This window comes from Chitinophaga ginsengisoli, assembly GCF_003014595.1.
In the GTDB taxonomy this organism is placed as follows: domain Bacteria; phylum Bacteroidota; class Bacteroidia; order Chitinophagales; family Chitinophagaceae; genus Chitinophaga; species Chitinophaga ginsengisoli.
The window spans coordinates 301,676-316,773 of sequence record NZ_PYGK01000007.1; the positions used below are offsets into that span (position 1 = coordinate 301,676).

Annotated in this window: 16 protein-coding genes; 11 read left to right on the plus strand and 5 right to left on the minus strand. The window is 42.0% G+C overall.

The window, feature by feature from the left end:
- Window positions 1–115 precede the first annotated feature (115 nt).
- Window positions 116–478: a winged helix-turn-helix transcriptional regulator gene (locus CLV42_RS18930; RefSeq protein WP_106603490.1), complete on the minus strand. Its 363-nt coding sequence runs from the start codon at window positions 476–478 to the stop codon at window positions 116–118.
- 105 nt (window positions 479–583) lie between these two features.
- Between CLV42_RS18930 and CLV42_RS18935 the strand changes: the two genes are divergently transcribed.
- Window positions 584–1,345 carry an SDR family NAD(P)-dependent oxidoreductase gene (locus CLV42_RS18935; RefSeq protein ID WP_106603491.1) on the plus strand — a complete coding sequence of 254 codons (762 nt, stop codon included), beginning with the start codon at window positions 584–586 and terminating at the stop codon, window positions 1,343–1,345.
- A gap of 143 nt (window positions 1,346–1,488) precedes the next feature.
- Here CLV42_RS18935 and CLV42_RS18940 read toward each other — a convergent pair whose 3' ends face one another.
- Together CLV42_RS18940 and CLV42_RS18945 are read right to left on the minus strand one after the other, a co-directional pair.
- Window positions 1,489–2,598 (minus strand): hypothetical protein, encoded by a 1,110-nt coding sequence (locus CLV42_RS18940; protein WP_106603492.1) that lies wholly within the window; start codon window positions 2,596–2,598, stop codon window positions 1,489–1,491.
- A 200-nt stretch (window positions 2,599–2,798) separates the two neighbouring features.
- Window positions 2,799–3,797: a helix-turn-helix domain-containing protein gene (locus tag CLV42_RS18945; protein WP_245901691.1), complete on the minus strand. Its 999-nt coding sequence runs from the start codon at window positions 3,795–3,797 to the stop codon at window positions 2,799–2,801.
- A gap of 90 nt (window positions 3,798–3,887) precedes the next feature.
- On the opposite strand from CLV42_RS18945, the gene CLV42_RS18950 reads away from it, so the two are divergent.
- The 6 genes from CLV42_RS18950 (at window position 3,888) to CLV42_RS18975 (ending at window position 9,110) form a co-directional block, all read left to right on the plus strand.
- Complete coding sequence (locus CLV42_RS18950; RefSeq protein ID WP_106603493.1) at window positions 3,888–4,997, plus strand: FAD-dependent monooxygenase; 1,110 nt, start codon at window positions 3,888–3,890, stop codon at window positions 4,995–4,997.
- 42 nt (window positions 4,998–5,039) lie between these two features.
- The gene (locus CLV42_RS18955; protein ID WP_106603494.1) at window positions 5,040–5,624 is read left to right on the plus strand and encodes a Crp/Fnr family transcriptional regulator; all 585 of its coding nucleotides are present in this window, start codon (window positions 5,040–5,042) and stop codon (window positions 5,622–5,624) included.
- A 177-nt stretch (window positions 5,625–5,801) separates the two neighbouring features.
- Window positions 5,802–6,536, plus strand: a complete 735-nt coding sequence (locus CLV42_RS18960; protein ID WP_106603495.1) for an SDR family NAD(P)-dependent oxidoreductase — start codon at window positions 5,802–5,804, stop codon at window positions 6,534–6,536.
- Window positions 6,537–6,592: 56 nt separating this feature from the next.
- Window positions 6,593–7,342, plus strand: a complete 750-nt coding sequence (locus CLV42_RS18965) for an SDR family NAD(P)-dependent oxidoreductase (protein ID WP_106603496.1) — start codon at window positions 6,593–6,595, stop codon at window positions 7,340–7,342.
- Between the two features lie 108 nt (window positions 7,343–7,450).
- Window positions 7,451–8,026 carry a Crp/Fnr family transcriptional regulator gene (locus CLV42_RS18970; protein WP_106603497.1) on the plus strand — a complete coding sequence of 192 codons (576 nt, stop codon included), beginning with the start codon at window positions 7,451–7,453 and terminating at the stop codon, window positions 8,024–8,026.
- A 64-nt stretch (window positions 8,027–8,090) separates the two neighbouring features.
- Window positions 8,091–9,110, plus strand: a complete 1,020-nt coding sequence (locus CLV42_RS18975) for an NAD-dependent epimerase/dehydratase family protein (RefSeq protein ID WP_106603498.1) — start codon at window positions 8,091–8,093, stop codon at window positions 9,108–9,110.
- Window positions 9,111–9,202: 92 nt separating this feature from the next.
- Here CLV42_RS18975 and CLV42_RS18980 read toward each other — a convergent pair whose 3' ends face one another.
- Window positions 9,203–10,165, minus strand: coding sequence for a helix-turn-helix domain-containing protein (locus CLV42_RS18980; protein WP_106603499.1), 963 nt, complete (start codon window positions 10,163–10,165; stop codon window positions 9,203–9,205).
- Window positions 10,166–10,248: 83 nt separating this feature from the next.
- Between CLV42_RS18980 and CLV42_RS18985 the strand changes: the two genes are divergently transcribed.
- On the plus strand, window positions 10,249–11,421 hold the full coding sequence (locus CLV42_RS18985) for an FAD-dependent monooxygenase (protein ID WP_106603500.1): 1,173 nt from the start codon (window positions 10,249–10,251) through the stop codon (window positions 11,419–11,421).
- Window positions 11,422–11,583: 162 nt separating this feature from the next.
- On the opposite strand, the gene CLV42_RS18990 is transcribed toward CLV42_RS18985, so the two are convergent.
- Entirely contained in the window at window positions 11,584–12,369 is a 786-nt protein-coding gene (locus CLV42_RS18990) for an AraC family transcriptional regulator (protein WP_106603501.1), read from the minus strand.
- A 94-nt stretch (window positions 12,370–12,463) separates the two neighbouring features.
- Between CLV42_RS18990 and CLV42_RS18995 the strand changes: the two genes are divergently transcribed.
- The 3 genes from CLV42_RS18995 to CLV42_RS19005 are packed head-to-tail and all read left to right on the plus strand — an operon-like array spanning window position 12,464 to window position 15,097.
- Window positions 12,464–12,709 carry a hypothetical protein gene (locus CLV42_RS18995; RefSeq protein WP_106603502.1) on the plus strand — a complete coding sequence of 82 codons (246 nt, stop codon included), beginning with the start codon at window positions 12,464–12,466 and terminating at the stop codon, window positions 12,707–12,709.
- Window positions 12,706–14,040 (plus strand): TolC family protein, encoded by a 1,335-nt coding sequence (locus tag CLV42_RS19000; protein ID WP_106603503.1) that lies wholly within the window; start codon window positions 12,706–12,708, stop codon window positions 14,038–14,040. Before CLV42_RS18995 ends, CLV42_RS19000 begins: the two co-directional genes overlap by 4 nt.
- Window positions 14,041–14,050: 10 nt before the next feature.
- Complete coding sequence (locus CLV42_RS19005) at window positions 14,051–15,097, plus strand: HlyD family secretion protein (protein ID WP_106603555.1); 1,047 nt, start codon at window positions 14,051–14,053, stop codon at window positions 15,095–15,097.
- The last annotated feature ends 1 nt before the right edge of the window (window position 15,098 follow it).

Here is a 15,098-nt window from a genome sequence, read left to right on the forward strand (position 1 = left end):
TATTTTACGAGGCGTTTTTGTTAATGGCAGATTGATACTATCTAACCAATGAGAATTATTTCCTACGCGGAGAAATCAGGCATCTGATGACCAGATTCATACATGATAGTTGTTTTTATGTACCGAGGATCTTGTGTCGGTGTAGCTTTCCCCATTTGGATAATTCGTCAATAATAGGGTTTAGGGTTTCTCCATAATCGGTGATCTCGTATTCAATGATTACGGGACGGCCGCTGATGACATTTCTCCTGATAAGGCCGTTAATTTCCAGTTCCTGTAGCTCCTTGGAGAGCATTTTGGAGCCGATGCCTACGACCTCGCGCTTGAGGTCAGAAAAGCGTTTCTTACCAAATCTCAGGTCACTGATGATACTGATCTTCCATTTACCATTGAGCACATCCATGGTGTCCTGGATGGCTTTCAGTTCCCTGGTGCATTGCGAGAGGGTGTGGCGTTCGCTGCAATTTACATCGTCCATAATAAGTAGGTTTGGTTTCCTCGAGGGAACAAGTTCCCTTTAGGAAACAAGTATCTTTTGTGAAGTTACTCAATTTACCTTTGTCACATCAAAATAATTAATACTATGCAAACAGCGGTAATAACAGGCGCATCTTCAGGATTAGGAAAGACATTTGCAATACGCCTGGCAGAACAGGGGTACAATCTCATTCTGGTGGCAAGGCGTCAGGCTGAACTGGAACAACTGGCAGCACAATTAAAGGGGGATGTGAAGATCATCATAGCGGATCTGACTAATACCGCAGATGTAGAGAGGGTAGCGAATGTACTCACTACGGATACTTCTATTTCTATGCTGATCAATAACGCAGGTACATCAGTTTTATCCACTTTTACAGAGGGTTCATTGGCAAAACAACTGGAGCAGATCAACCTGAACCTCGTTGCACCCGTACAATTATCCCATGCAGTAGCGCAAGGATTCAAACAACGCAACCAGGGGACCATCATTAATATTGGGTCAGCAATAGGTTTTAATTCACTCGCTTTTACGAGTGTATACAGTGGTACCAAAGCATTTTTAGACAAGTTCTCACAAGGCTTACAGGAGGAATTCAAAGGTACCAACGTAAAGATCATATTGGCAGCACCCGCAGGGGTGGCAACGGAGATCTATGAAAAAGCCGGGGTGTCCATATCATCTTTTGATCCGGCGCTGATGATGACGATTGACAATTGTGTAGATGCCATATTGAGTGGGGTTGCTAAGGGAGAGACAGTGATATTGCCTTCTGTGGAGGATTATCAGTTATTCCAGGATTATGAGCAGGCAAGAATGAAGCTGTTTGGCGCGACGCAGACAGGAAAGCCGGCTTCGAGATATTAACAGGCTTGCAACATAGGAATAAGTTGCATGCAAAGAATACAGGTATATAACATTGGCAGGTGGAATTGGGATTGGTGGTCCGGGGTTATCTGATACTGTAGAAGACAGGAGGGGCGCCTTGTTCGTAGACGCCCCGCTTGTTTTTATTTTATTGTAATTGTGACCTGGTTGGAGATTTTTCGGCTATTATCTACTAAGACGTTGTATGCCGTTACGGTATATGTTCCGGGAGACAGGTTTAGGTTCACACCTAACTGGAAAACAGCATCCCAGTGGCTCCGTTTCCAACTGGTGCCTGTGCCGCCACATTCGTTTGAATTGTTGTCGAGGTCTATATCATAGGAGCCTACGATCACACCTGCTGCAGTGCTGATACTCAAGTGGGTGGTTACTACTTTGACAGAAACACCATAAATATAGTCGGCGTAGGTATTGCTGTGAGCAACACCGAAACGGCCATCGGCAATGATGAAACCACAGCCTCCGGTAGTATTTGGATAATAATGGAGGCTGTCAATGTGGACGTCGGTATTGACTACATTGTAGGTCATTATATCGTTTCTGGCAGGATCGGCGTCATCGTATTCGACATACTGATTGTTCAATTTCAGATAGAATTGCTGCTGGTATTCAAACGGATTATGTGATAATACATTTGGGATCTGAAAGGTGAGCAAACTATCGCTAATGATCTTGATCGTTACATCGACTTTCTTAGAGGTATCGGAGGATGCTACCAGCTGGCCGGCAATGTTTTCTTTTGAAAATCCTGTTCCAAAGACCTTATGCGTGGCACCTTCTAGTGAGTAAACAAAATTGTGGTCTGTCAGAGAAATAGAATCTTCTGCGGTTAGCGGGGCTTCTTTAAATGTGAGGTATGATGTAGTAACTGTTTTTTCGTCGAGCGTTATGGAAGAAGCCCCGTGGGTGGCAGTTAGCTTTATGCTATAGGTAGTGCCTTTTACAATACCATCCGAGAGCGTGATCTTCCCATAAGTGATGGGGACATTTTTAGGCGCCTGCCATGCGGTGCCTGTGGTTTTGTTATATGTCAGGGATAATGTATACCCCTCGGTAATGCTGATAATGCCATCGGCGCTGAAGAGTTGCAGGCTTATTTTAGATGCGGAGGCGGTGTCTACACGGATCTTGATATCGTCTTCGAAAGGCCTCTCTGTTGTTGTTGTTGTCGTTTCGTCTTTTTTACAGGCAAAGAAAAAGAGGATTGCTACCAGAAATAATAATTGTCTCATTGGGTTAGGGATTTTGAGGGTGCAAATGTATGGAAAATATTTAATATATTGACAGGTATGCCAATTGTATATAGTCGAATCCAGAAAGGGCAATCGCACAGCATGGCTAATAGCACGCTGGGAGAAAAAAACGGGCTATAAAGTGGTTTTAACACTCATGCCACAACACGCATCATAGCAGCGTCGGGCCGCTTTTATCGTCATTTCGCATTGCTGCGAGTACCTGTAACGTTAAAACATTGAACATATTTTTTGGGTTTCTTACCGATGTGCTTTTCAAATACTTTCGTAAAGTGCCCCAGGTTCTCGAATCCCATTTGATAGCCTGCTTCCGATACCGTTAGCTTTTCCTCACGCAAAAGTCGTGCAGCCTCTTTCATGCGTAAGTGTTGATAGTAGTCGTAGATCCCCATGCCAAATACCTGCTTAAAAAGGCGGCGGAGTTTTAGCTCGTTCATGCCCGCAATTAGTTTTAATTCCGCTATGGTGCTGGGCTGGCTCAATGATGAAATGATTTTGTCCCGTACCAGGTAAACAGCTTCAATTTCCTTCTTGTTCAATTTCTGACCCACAGCATTTTGGCGATTTCGCAAACTCTTGAAAAGATGGTAAAGCAGTTCCATTGCCTTGATTTTGTAGTAAAAACTACTCATCGTGCCTGGCTCTTCCTTTTTGACGATGTCGTTTACGGTGCGTAAAATATCATCGGTCATCAGTTCCTCTATCCAAAAATTATTAGCACTATCAAAAAGGAACAGAAAGTGTTCAGACTCTTCCTTCAAAAAGTTTTTCAAATACTCAGCACTGATGCTGATGGAAACATGTGTTACCCGGGTGTTTTTCTTAAAATGCATCTTTTGGCTGATAGCATAAGGAAAAATACGCACATAAGGCGGTTCAGTAGTGGCGTTCGTTTTACGCACGTCCGTTTCATCGTCCGCGTTATCCTCAAAGATGTTGTGAAATACAAAACCGATACCATCGGTTATATGCGACTTCCCGGTTACGCGGGTGAAGTCACTTGTGGTGAAAAATGACCCAAAGTGCATGGCCATGTCGGGTAAGAATGTAAATCCTTTAAAGAAGTTGACCTGAAAATGTTCCAGCTCCCTTTCTAAAACTAAACCGAGCTTGTTGGTGAATTGAAAAATTCTGCTGTCAATATATTTATTGCCTTGTTCGTTCATTTTTTCGACCAAAAATAGTAGTTAATCGAATATTTTACTTGTAAAGCTACAATTAGTTTTGCGGTATAAACAATGCATACAATAAAATAAAAATTCAAAGAGATGGAAAAACAAGTGCTGATATCCGGAGCCAGCTTTGCAGGATTAACCTTGGCATACTGGCTGAATAAATTTGGTTACCGGGTGACAGTAGTGGAACTTGGTAAGGATCTGAGAACAAGCGGCTCACCTATTGATGTGCGTGGGGAAGCATTGGATATTGCCCGGGAAATGGGCATACTTGATCAGATCAAAGCCAGTGAATTTGTTCATACCGATGAGATTGTGGGGGCGGAGGATCAAACGCTGGCTACATTTGCAATAAATACTTTGCCGGAATATCTGGGTGATATTGAAATTCACCGTGGAGATCTGATAAAAATCATCTATGAGGCTATACCCAAAGATGAGGTTGAAATTGTCTTTGATAATAGTATATCCACATTGGTCGAGCATGAAGATCATGTGGAAGTCTGCTTCGAAAAAGGCGAACGCAAAACGTATGATTTGGTGTTCGGAGCGGACGGCACCCATTCTATTGTTAGAAAACTTACTTTCGGACCTGAGGAAGCGTTTAAGAAGTTTTTGGGTGTTTACTTCGCATTTGCCGGCACAGATCAAATACAAACAGGCAGACCAAAATCTACAGGTATAGTGTATCGCGAGCTGGGCAAACAGGCGGTGATTTATCAGTTCCTGAATGGAGTGAACACCATCCTTGTTTTCCGGGCGCCTAAACTGGATTGGAATTACCGGGATCGCGAACAACCGAAGCAGATTCTAAGACAATATTTTGGCGGTAATACCAATTGGAAAATCCCTGAGATACTGGATTCGATGCTTGGCGCCGATGATCTTTATTTCGATGAAGCATGCCAGATCCAGATGCCGGTTTGGACAAAAGGCCGTGTAGGCCTGATAGGTGACGCCGCCTACGCACCGAGCTTTTTCACAGGTATGGGTACCAGCCTGGCTATGCAGGGAGCAACCTTGCTCGCTAAGGAACTGCACGCCAATGAGGATCATCAAACCGCTTTTGCAAGATATAACGAACTATTTAAACCTTTTGTTGAGCGCATTCAGGCACGCGTTACTTATAGTTTAAAAGTTCAATTGCCGGAAACGGAAGAAGAACTACAAGCATCTTTGAAGGCCTGGAGCGATAGCCAGTAATCCTCATAGAAGGGGTTTTGTTAAAATTGCTAACTTTACAATATGAGTGAATTTAGCGCTATTATACAAAATGTATCTCGATTCATCACCTTGACAAAAGAGGAAGAGCAGCTTTTTACCTCTTTGTTACGTACCCATAAAGTCAGAAAAAAACAGTTTGTTGTTCAACCTGAATACGTTTGCCAGTACAGAACCTATATCAGTACAGGTGCATTGCGTAGTTATTTTGTTGGTAATGATGGACAGGAATATACGATTGCACTGGCTATAGACGATTGGTGGATTTCAGATTTTACCAGTTATATTAACCAGGAACCCGCTACGCTTTTCGTAGAAGCGGTGGAACATTCAACGCTTATACAGATCAGTTACCAGAACGAGCAAACGCTTTATGAGCAGGTGCCCAAATTTGAACGGTTCTTCCGCATACATTCACAACGAGGTGCTGCCGCTATCCAAAAAAGGATGCTATGGAGTATCAGCAAGACGGCTGAAGAACGGTATGAAGAATTGCAGAAGAAATACCCGCAGTTTCTACAGCGTTTCCCTCAGTATGTGATCGCCTCTTACCTGGGAATGACAACCCAGTTCCTCTCACGGATAAGAAACCGGAAAATAGGGGAATAGGTTTTTCATTGCCTTTTCGCGTATTGACAATAAAGCCCGGAGAGATCCGGGTTTTGTATTTACAGCCCCCTGCAAACAAGTTAAACTAGTTTACCCTTATTTCTTCCGATAGTTGATTTTTAATGGCGCCCGTTTAGAAGAGCTTTGTGTTATCGACTAATCAAAAAGAAAATTAGAATGAAAAAGTTAGAAAACAAGGTAGCAGTGATAACGGGAGCTACCAGCGGATTGGCGCTTGCAACAGCGCAACTGTTTGTTGCTGAAGGCGCATATGTTTTTATTACAGGCCGGAGGAAAAAAGAACTCGACGAAGCGGTTAAAACAATCGGACACAATGTTACCGGTGTTCAGGCGGATTCCGGAAAACTGGAAGACCTCGACAGGCTGATGGATACGGTAGGCAAAGAGAAAGGAAGGATCGATGTGTTGTATGTTAGCGCGGGGATAGGTGATTTTGGTGTTCCTATTGGTACCGTTACAGAAGAAGTATATCAGAAAACTTTCGACGTAAACGTTAAAGGAACCATATTCACCGTTCAAAAAGCGCTTCCCTTGCTTAGAGATGGTGGTTCGATCATTATGACTGGTTCGATAGCGGGCGTGAAAGGCTTTGCGGGAATGGGCGTTTACAGTGCCAGTAAGGCTGCCATCCGATCACTGGCAAGAACATGGACTGTAGACCTGCAAGCTCGTAAGATCAGGGTAAACGTCGTCGCACCCGGACACACAGACACCAATGTATTTGCCGGTTTTCCCCAGGAAGTATTGGACGGACTTGCGAAATCAGTGCCACTGGCAAGAATGGGTAAGCCCGAAGAAATTGCCAAAGCAGCCTTGTTCCTGGCGTCAGATGATTCCAGCTATATCACAGGTACAGAGGTGGTTGTTGACGGCGGTGCAGCACAGATATAACATGCACCACGGAACAGTTCATCGTATTTCTATTGACAAATTATTCAAACAAGACAATGAAGAAACTAGCAAATAAAGTTGCCGTTATAACTGGCGGTAGCAGCGGTATCGGTTTGGCCACAGCCAAAAAATTCGTAGACGAGGGCGCTTATGTATTTATCACAGGCCGGCGTCTGGCGGAACTGGAGAAGGCGGCGAAAGAGATTGGTAGCAATGTAACAACAGTACAAGGCGACATCGCCAACCTGGATGACCTTGACCATCTGTATTCTGTGATAAAAAAGGAAAAAGGGCGTCTTGATATCGTGGTCGCCAATGCTGCATTTGTTGAAGCAGTTCCTACCGCAGCAGTAACACCAGCGCACTTTGACAAGACATTTGACACGAACGCAAAAGGGTCTTTTTTCACAGTACAAAAGGCGCTCCCTATTCTTGTGGACGGGGGGGCTATTGTTGTGGTTTCGTCAGGGGCGCATCAAAAAGGTATCGCCATTTATCCGACTTACTCCGCCACCAAAGCGGCTGAAAGATCCTATGTGAGAACATGGGCGGTAGACCTTATGCCACGCAAAATTCGGGTCAACACAGTGAGCCCCGGGCCTATCGAGACACCTATTATTGACCTGCAGTTCGGGACAAAGGAAAATTCCGACGCCATGAGAAAGACGTTTTCCGAGATGACGCCAATGGGCAGGATGGGGGAGGCAGAAGAAGTAGCGAATGCAATCTTGTTCCTGGCCTCTTCAGACAGCAGTTTTACCACAGGAGCCGATATTCCTGTTGATGGCGGAATAACTCAGTTGTAATTTCTGTTTTTACCGGATTAAGTGTTGTTGAGAAGCTTTGATTGTCTCCGGTATTTGGTATGGTGCCTGGTAGTGATATCGGCACCATATTTTTTTTATCTTTGTAGTATGCATGACCAACTTGTTCGTCTTATTACACAAAACATAGCGCTTTCCGATGTAGAAAAGGGTTTGTGTGTGCAATACTTCGAACCAGTATTGTACCCTAAAAATCGTGTTATCGAGGAAGAAGGAAAGATTCCTTGTTATCTGTATTTTGTAGTTTCGGGTTTCGTACGTTTATTCCATTACAACGACAAAGGTGAAGAGGTGACAACACACATCAATTGTCCCCCCGGCTTCATTACTTCCTACTCCAATTTTGCGGGTCAAAGCAAGTCGGATGAGAATCTGGAATGTATAACGGCGTGCGAATTATTAAGAATTACAAAACCTGACCTCGATTTGTTGATCAGTCAAAGCCCGGCTTTTAAAGACTTCAGTTTGTTGGTGTTTCAACAATCATTATCCTACAATGAAAGGCGTTCCAAAGAGCTGGCTACGCTTAGTGCTGAACAACGCTACCTGAAATTGATGAATGAACATCCCGAAGTTCTTCAGCATGTTCCAATGCAATACATTGCTTCTTTTCTTGGCATGAACCCTAAAAGTTTGAGTCGTATCCGCAAACAGATCATTAAGTAACATTTGTGAAGTGGTTTTGAATGCGCAAGGTTGACCTTTGCCTTGTCATTTAAAATTATTGGATATGGAACAAAAAAAATTAGCACTGGTATCCGGCGCCAACGGACATTTAGGAAATAATTTAGTCAGACTACTACTGAAAAAAGGTATCCCTGTACGGGCTTCCGTACGTAACATTAAAAACAAAACGCCTTTCAATGGCTTGGACTGCGAGGTTGTGCAGGCTGACATTACAGACAAGGCCTCTTTTGTAAGATCCCTGCAAGGTGTGAATACATTTTATGCTGTAGGAGCTTCTTTCAAATTATGGGCGAAGGATCCCAAAAAAGAAATCTATGATGTGAACATGGAGGGAACGCGAAATACGATAGAAGCTGCTGCGGAAGCAGGTGTAAAGAGAATAGTCTATGTCAGCTCCATTGCAGCGTTAGATTATACTACGCTGCCCACAAAAGAGAGTAATGGCTACAATCCTGACCGTAGGGATATGTATTACAATTCCAAAAATGATGGTGAGAAACTGGCTTTCACAATGGCCAAAAAATTGGGAATAGAATTGGTGTCCGTTATGCCGGGAGCCATGATTGGAAGTGAAGCATTTCTTCCCCTCAATGTCTCTTATGGTGTATTGAAACTGATTTTGAATAAACAAATTCCGATGGATACCAAAATCACGTTGAACTGGATTGATGTAAAGGATGTGGCTGAAGGCTGCTACCTGGCGGCAACAAGGGGGCGTTCGGGAGAACGCTACATTCTTGCCAACGAAAAATGTATGACCATCACAGATACCACCAGACTGGCTCAAAAACTCTATCCCGAACTGAAACTCAAAGTACCCGGTTCGGTACCTAAATTTATGTTGTATGCAATTGCCGGATTGATGGAATTTTCTGCAAAACTAAGAGGGAAAGCGCCGGTCCTCACCATGAAAGATATTGCCATGTTTTCCGGACTACAACAGGACTTTGATATTTCCAAGTCAAGACATGAGTTAGGTTTTAACCCCAAAAATACCGAGCAGGCTTTAACAGAAGCATTGGCCTACCTTATGGGTAAAAGCTCCGATTTGATGCGACTGTAGGATGAATTTGACATACTTTTGAAATCTGTTTCTTTAATCCCCTGTCATCTTGTGATATGCCCCCAAAAAGTTAGACACTTTTGGGGGCATTTTTATTTGGGTAGTTGATCGACTTTACCACTCCATTTCTTGGGCTTCATGCCCATATGTTTTTCAAATAGTCGTCCAAAATAACTAAGATTGGTAAATCCAAGGCGGTAACCTGCTTCTGAAACCGATAAATTTTCCTCTTTGAGGAGCCTGGCCGCCTCTATTATGCGAATATGCTGATGATAATCAGAAAGACCTTTACCAAATACCTGCATAAAAAGTTTACGGAGTTTTTGCTCATTCATCCCACTTAACTTTACAAGATGAGCGATGGGTATTGATTTGTCTAAAGAGCTGGCCATTGCATTCCTGATCCTGTAAATACCATCGATCTCAACCACATTCATATGCTGATGTGAAATAGCCTCTCTTCTGGAAAGATTTCTGAATAAATAATAAATCATCCCCATACAGTTGAGCTTATAAAAGAAATCCGGCAACAAAATCGCTTCATTAACGCTTAATACTTCATCAACCAGGGCTGCAATTTCGGGCGACATAAATTCTTCGATCCAGAAAGTTCGTTCGAGGTCAAAAAGATAATGGAACCTTGATTCGTCCTTACCAAGAAATTGTTTCAAAAAATTCATGTCTATGAGAATCGTGATTTGCCTTAACTGCATTTCTTTAGAGAACCTTACAGTACTCCCCAGGTGTAATGGCGTAATACGCACATGAGCGCGTTCGGGCTGAAGACCATTATTGGCTGCAGCTTGTCTGTCATCGAAGACGTTCTGAAATGAAATCATCAATCCATTTTTGATAATTGTAATTGGATTGCGTTCAAAACTAAGATCCTCTTTTGCTAATACGGAACGGATCATGATTAACATGTCTGGCAACAGATCTATCACTTTAATGTTACGCAAACCCAGGCTATCCAGTGCTGCAGCGCTCATGTTAAGCGGTGTACCAATCCTGGAGGCAAGATTAAACATCAGTTCTTTGGGATTCTCCTGCTTCATTTAAGTGGACTATTTTTACTCGTTATCGGGCTATTTTATGCATGAAGCTATAAATACTTTTGTGTAAAACAAACCGGAAGAAGATGAAAAAAAGGATTATTATTTCAGGAGGTGGTATTGCTGGACTAACAGCAGCAAAGTTGTTGCATAACATGGGGCATGAGATCATTGTAATAGATAAGAGTAAGCAGTTCAATAAATCAGGATTTTTGGTCTCACTCAAAAGCTTTGGTGTTGAAATAATGGATGAAATTGGACTTAAGCACCATTTGATAGCGGAATCAACGCCATCTGAATTCATGCATTGGCTCGATGCAAACGGGGGTATGATTCGTAATATAAGTTATAAAGAAGTTAACAAAAATACCAGCCAGTCAATTTTAATTACCCGCGGCGGATTGCATAACGTACTATACGAAGATATAAGAGACAAAGTGGAAATCTTATTTAAAACCACGATTGACCACCTGGAACAAGATGGTGGAAAGGTGCACGTTAAACTTTCCAATGGTATAACAGCGGTCGCCGATATGGTCATTGTATCAGAAGGGCTGCGTTCATTAACAAGATCGAAGTACTTTCCCGAAAGCCAGCTGGAAGACTTTAACTTGTTGTACATGGGCGGCAGACTTATGGGAAAACATTCAGATAATATAGGAACAGTAAGCATTTACTTAGACGTTAATAAAATGCTATCTATTTATCCGATCAGTAGCAATGAGGTTGCCGTTCAATGTTATATTTATACAACTGACGAATTGGCAAAGGTACATTCCAATATAAAAGAAATACTGAAAGACAACTTCAAATCCTATAATGCAGAGGTACGTCAATTAATTGACGGAATAACAGAGAGTGGGCAACCGTTTGTAGACAAGATGGGTATGGTACATGCACCAGATCTTTTTAATGGTAATGTCGTTTTATTGGGAGACGCCGGTTATTGTCCGACAGCATTGTCGGGTATGGGAGCCTCACTGTCGATATATGGAGCGAAGGCACTAGCACATTTTCTTTCACAATCATCAAATGACATTTCAACTTCATTGGTTAACTATGATAAACTAATGAAGCCAATAATAAAAAAGTTTCAGGAGAATGCCAGGAACAACGCCCGCTCATTTATACCCAAAAGTGAAGCCGATCTCTCAAGGTTCTCGGAACTATTTAAAACTGCTTCAGATTCCGAGGTGAGTAAGATGATGACAGACCAGCTTATCCTGACAGCAGAACAAAAAAAATTCATTATTAATTAGCGGTAACTAACAAAAAAAATTCATAATTATCATGCTGGGTTTAGTAGCAGATGCTTATTTCGGCATCTCTGAGCTATGAGTTTATCAGTCAATAAATGGGGCACATCGTACATTTGTCAGTCATTGTTTTACTGACAGATGTATTGATGGGCCCCTTGACTATTATGAAGAAATTGCCTTAAATTCAGTAGGTCTCATGTTTGTCAATTGGTGAAAATTATTGCTGAATGCCGATATATTGGAGTATCCAATCTCATAGGCAATTTCGGTCATGTTCAGATCGGTGTCTTTCATCAGTTCCATCGCCCGGATAATCCGCAACATTTTTACATACTGAACAAAGGTGATGTGAAGTTTCGTTTGAAATAATCTTGTCAGACTTCTCACGCTCATTCCCGATTGCATGGCCGTTTCTTCCAGGGTAAGATTTTCATTGAGTCGACTTCGAAGCTGACCAACGATAGCCTGGAGCCGCTGATCGTCAGTAGTGGGCAGTTGGATCGAAAACTTTTTAAGGTTTTCTTTGGATAGCAGGTTTCTCAGTGTTGTTAAAAACTCAAATTCCCATGAACCTTTGTGATAATCACCCTGCCATTTTTCGGTGAAAGAAAGCATTTCAGATAAAAGTTTACTCACCGGATAAATTCCCATTTCGTCGTAAAAACCGCCCATACTTTTTCCTGGAAAATAGATGTTGATGATAAATAGATCCTGCGTATTAAACATCAGGTTGTGGGGATATTTTTTTGGGATCCAGATATAGTGATTGGACGGAATATAGAAATCCTTTTCATCTGTCTGCAGGTAAGCAATTCCCCCAAAGACCAATAACAACTGGGCCTTATCGTGTTGGTGTGAAGGCAAACGCTGTTCGGTTTGCTGGCGCATGACCAGGATTGATTTGGGATTTTGGTCAACACTATTTATAAGTTGCTTAAGAATATCCATATGGCCAAAATTAACAAATATTAGGCTAATTATATAAAAGGACAAGTTTCCTGAGGGGATAATTTTGCTGCATAAATAATAATAGCGAGTCATTATGAAACAGAAAATCATCAACCCGAATAAAGGCATTGAGCCTGTGGAACAAGACAAGCCTTCTGATGATGCAGTATTGCATTCAGCAGATGAAATTGATGCACCAAATATTTACTTGCCTGGTTATTCTGATCCTTTTATGCCTGTCTTGGATTTAACCTTTGTCTTTGATGAATTAAAAAAGATGGTAAATGGCTGGTTCTTAAGTAAAAGTGAACGTACAATCAATAAAAAGAGAGGTGCATGAAACCATACAAATCAATGTCAATTTTGGGGGTTATACTGCTGCTATTCGCAGCACCTCTCCATGCGCAGGATGTAGAAACTACCCGGGTATTTAGTTTGGAAGAAATATGGAAGATCGCCGAAACGAATAACCGTCAGCTAAAACTATCAGATTTAAATCTTCAACAAAGCAAGCTGGAAGTCCTTGAAGCAAAAGATCGCCTGCTACCGGAACTTTCAATAGGTGGAGATGTAAAAGCCAATTCAAAATTTCTTATTTATGATAATGGATTATTCTCATCTCCACAAGATGTACCTGTAAAAGGCTATGGCTACGGAGCAGGCTACAACTTGAATTTCACCCTCTTTAACGGTGGTAAGGAAAAAAGGAATGTCAGGATGAAGCAGGAAGAAGAGACTCGGCGTCAATATGAAGTTGATAGGCAAAAACACGGCGTAAAATACAATGTTGCGGATGCCTATTTTGGTCTATATAAGTTGCTGAACTTCCGTGATTTTCTTGCTGCAGAAATTGCTGCGGAGAGAAAACAGCTATTACTCATCGAAAGCTTACACAGAAACGGTATTGTGCTTAAGAGTGATGTGCTGAGAACCTCGGTGAAATTGTCACAGTTGGAATTAAGCCTTTCAGATATTGAAAAGAAGATCGACATCACCAAACAACGTCTGAATATATTAATGGGGCGAAATAATGAAGAGGAATTAAATATCACTTATAGAAGTGGTTTTGAAACGGACTCCAACGCAGGTGCTGGTTATGCTGATTACGTAGATATCGCACTGAACCAATCGCCCGAGTATAAAATGGTCGCCAGCGATCTTAGATTGAGCGAGATGAATATCAGGCAAATTAAGGCAGCCCTGTTACCTAAAGTTTCCTTGTATTCCAATTATAATTATACCTATCCGCAGCTCTCATTTTATCCTTACTCGAATGATTTATGGGGATTTGGGCAAACAGGAATCAAGGTGCAGTTTTCGATCGATAATTTATATAAAAGCAGGCATTCCATTGCACGTGCTCAGGTTGTAAATGATCAGGCAAAAGAAATGGCCAATATTAAGAGGGATGCAATTTCCATTCAGGTAAAAGAGGCGTTTTTACAACAGCAACAGGCTTTGGAAAGCGTAGAAACGGCGGAGAAAAATATCACTAAAACGACCGAGGCAGTCAGAGTCATCAGAAACAGTTATCTCAATCAGGAGTCACTGTTGACAGATCTTTTGGAGGCAGAAAATGCCTTGCTGGAGGCAAAGTTTAACCTGGCAACCGCACAGACCAATTTAAAACTCAGTCATATCCAGCTACTGGCAATCGTTGGAATTCTTTAATACAAACAATATGAGCAAGAACAGAACAGATATAATAATCGTGACGCTAACAAAATGGTTTGGGATCGCCTTATTTACCGCGATTATCATTTGGGCAGCCGTGTATTTTTTAAAGGGATACCGTTATGAACAAACAAATGATGCACAGGTAGATGCCTATTTATCGCCAATAAATGCAAAAGTGGGTGGCTATATCAGCAAGATTTATTACAAGGATAATCAACTGGTTAAAAAAGGAGATACGCTTGTGGTTATTGAGCTTGACGAATACGGACTAAAAAAGAATGCCGCATCAGCAGAACTAATGAGTGCGCATGCCAAGTTGCCGATTTTGGCTGCTAATGAAGAAACACAGACCAAGAGTATTGAGGTAATAAAAGCACAGCTCTCAGGTGCAAAAGCGAAATTAAACCAACAGCAAAGAGAATTTGACCGATACAGGAATCTATTAGCAGATGAATCTACTACGCGGCAAAAATTTGAAAACATCGGGGCGGCTTTGGCTATTACCCAATCTGATTATGATCAGATAAAGGCTTCCCTGAAGGTCGCGGAATCCAAATTAAACGATCTCAGCGCACAGCGTAATATGATAAAGGCTGAAATTAACATCAAGGAAGCGTTACTCGAACGGCAGGAACTGGATATTAAATATACGGTAATCACTGCGCCTTTCGATGGGCAGATAGGTAAGAAGAACATTCAGGAAGGGCAATTGATACAGCCAGGACAAACATTGGCATTTTTGGTGAACAAGTCCGAAGAAAAATGGGTGATTGCCAACTTCAAGGAAACACAGATTGGCAATTTCAGAATAGGGCAGGTAGTATCAATAGAAGTAGACGCTTTTCCAAATGAAAAATTCAGCGGGGCCATTGAATCGCTTTCCCCGACCACAGGTTCCCGGTATTCATTACTTCCGCCGGACAATGCTACTGGTAACTTTGTTAAAGTTATACAACGTATTCCTGTCAGGATCAGGCTCACAGACAAGCCGGAAAGAGTAGCCAATCTCTCTGCTGGAATGAATGCCAATGTTTACGTTTTAAAAGATTAAT

Bases quoted from the DNA above. Each gene is read 5' to 3' on its own strand.
- CLV42_RS18930 (WP_106603490.1), bottom strand. From the start codon at position 478: ATGGACGATGTAAATTGCAGCGAACGCCACACCCTCTCGCAATGCACC.
- CLV42_RS18935 (WP_106603491.1), top strand. From the start codon at position 584: ATGCAAACAGCGGTAATAACAGGCGCATCTTCAGGATTAGGAAAGACA.
- CLV42_RS18940 (WP_106603492.1), bottom strand. From the start codon at position 2,598: ATGAGACAATTATTATTTCTGGTAGCAATCCTCTTTTTCTTTGCCTGT.
- CLV42_RS18950 (WP_106603493.1), top strand. From the start codon at position 3,888: ATGGAAAAACAAGTGCTGATATCCGGAGCCAGCTTTGCAGGATTAACC.
- CLV42_RS18955 (WP_106603494.1), top strand. From the start codon at position 5,040: ATGAGTGAATTTAGCGCTATTATACAAAATGTATCTCGATTCATCACC.
- CLV42_RS18960 (WP_106603495.1), top strand. From the start codon at position 5,802: ATGAAAAAGTTAGAAAACAAGGTAGCAGTGATAACGGGAGCTACCAGC.
- CLV42_RS18965 (WP_106603496.1), top strand. From the start codon at position 6,593: ATGAAGAAACTAGCAAATAAAGTTGCCGTTATAACTGGCGGTAGCAGC.
- CLV42_RS18970 (WP_106603497.1), top strand. From the start codon at position 7,451: ATGCATGACCAACTTGTTCGTCTTATTACACAAAACATAGCGCTTTCC.
- CLV42_RS18975 (WP_106603498.1), top strand. From the start codon at position 8,091: ATGGAACAAAAAAAATTAGCACTGGTATCCGGCGCCAACGGACATTTA.
- CLV42_RS18980 (WP_106603499.1), bottom strand. From the start codon at position 10,165: ATGAAGCAGGAGAATCCCAAAGAACTGATGTTTAATCTTGCCTCCAGG.
- CLV42_RS18985 (WP_106603500.1), top strand. From the start codon at position 10,249: ATGAAAAAAAGGATTATTATTTCAGGAGGTGGTATTGCTGGACTAACA.
- CLV42_RS18990 (WP_106603501.1), bottom strand. From the start codon at position 12,369: ATGGATATTCTTAAGCAACTTATAAATAGTGTTGACCAAAATCCCAAA.
- CLV42_RS18995 (WP_106603502.1), top strand. From the start codon at position 12,464: ATGAAACAGAAAATCATCAACCCGAATAAAGGCATTGAGCCTGTGGAA.
- CLV42_RS19000 (WP_106603503.1), top strand. From the start codon at position 12,706: ATGAAACCATACAAATCAATGTCAATTTTGGGGGTTATACTGCTGCTA.
- CLV42_RS19005 (WP_106603555.1), top strand. From the start codon at position 14,051: ATGAGCAAGAACAGAACAGATATAATAATCGTGACGCTAACAAAATGG.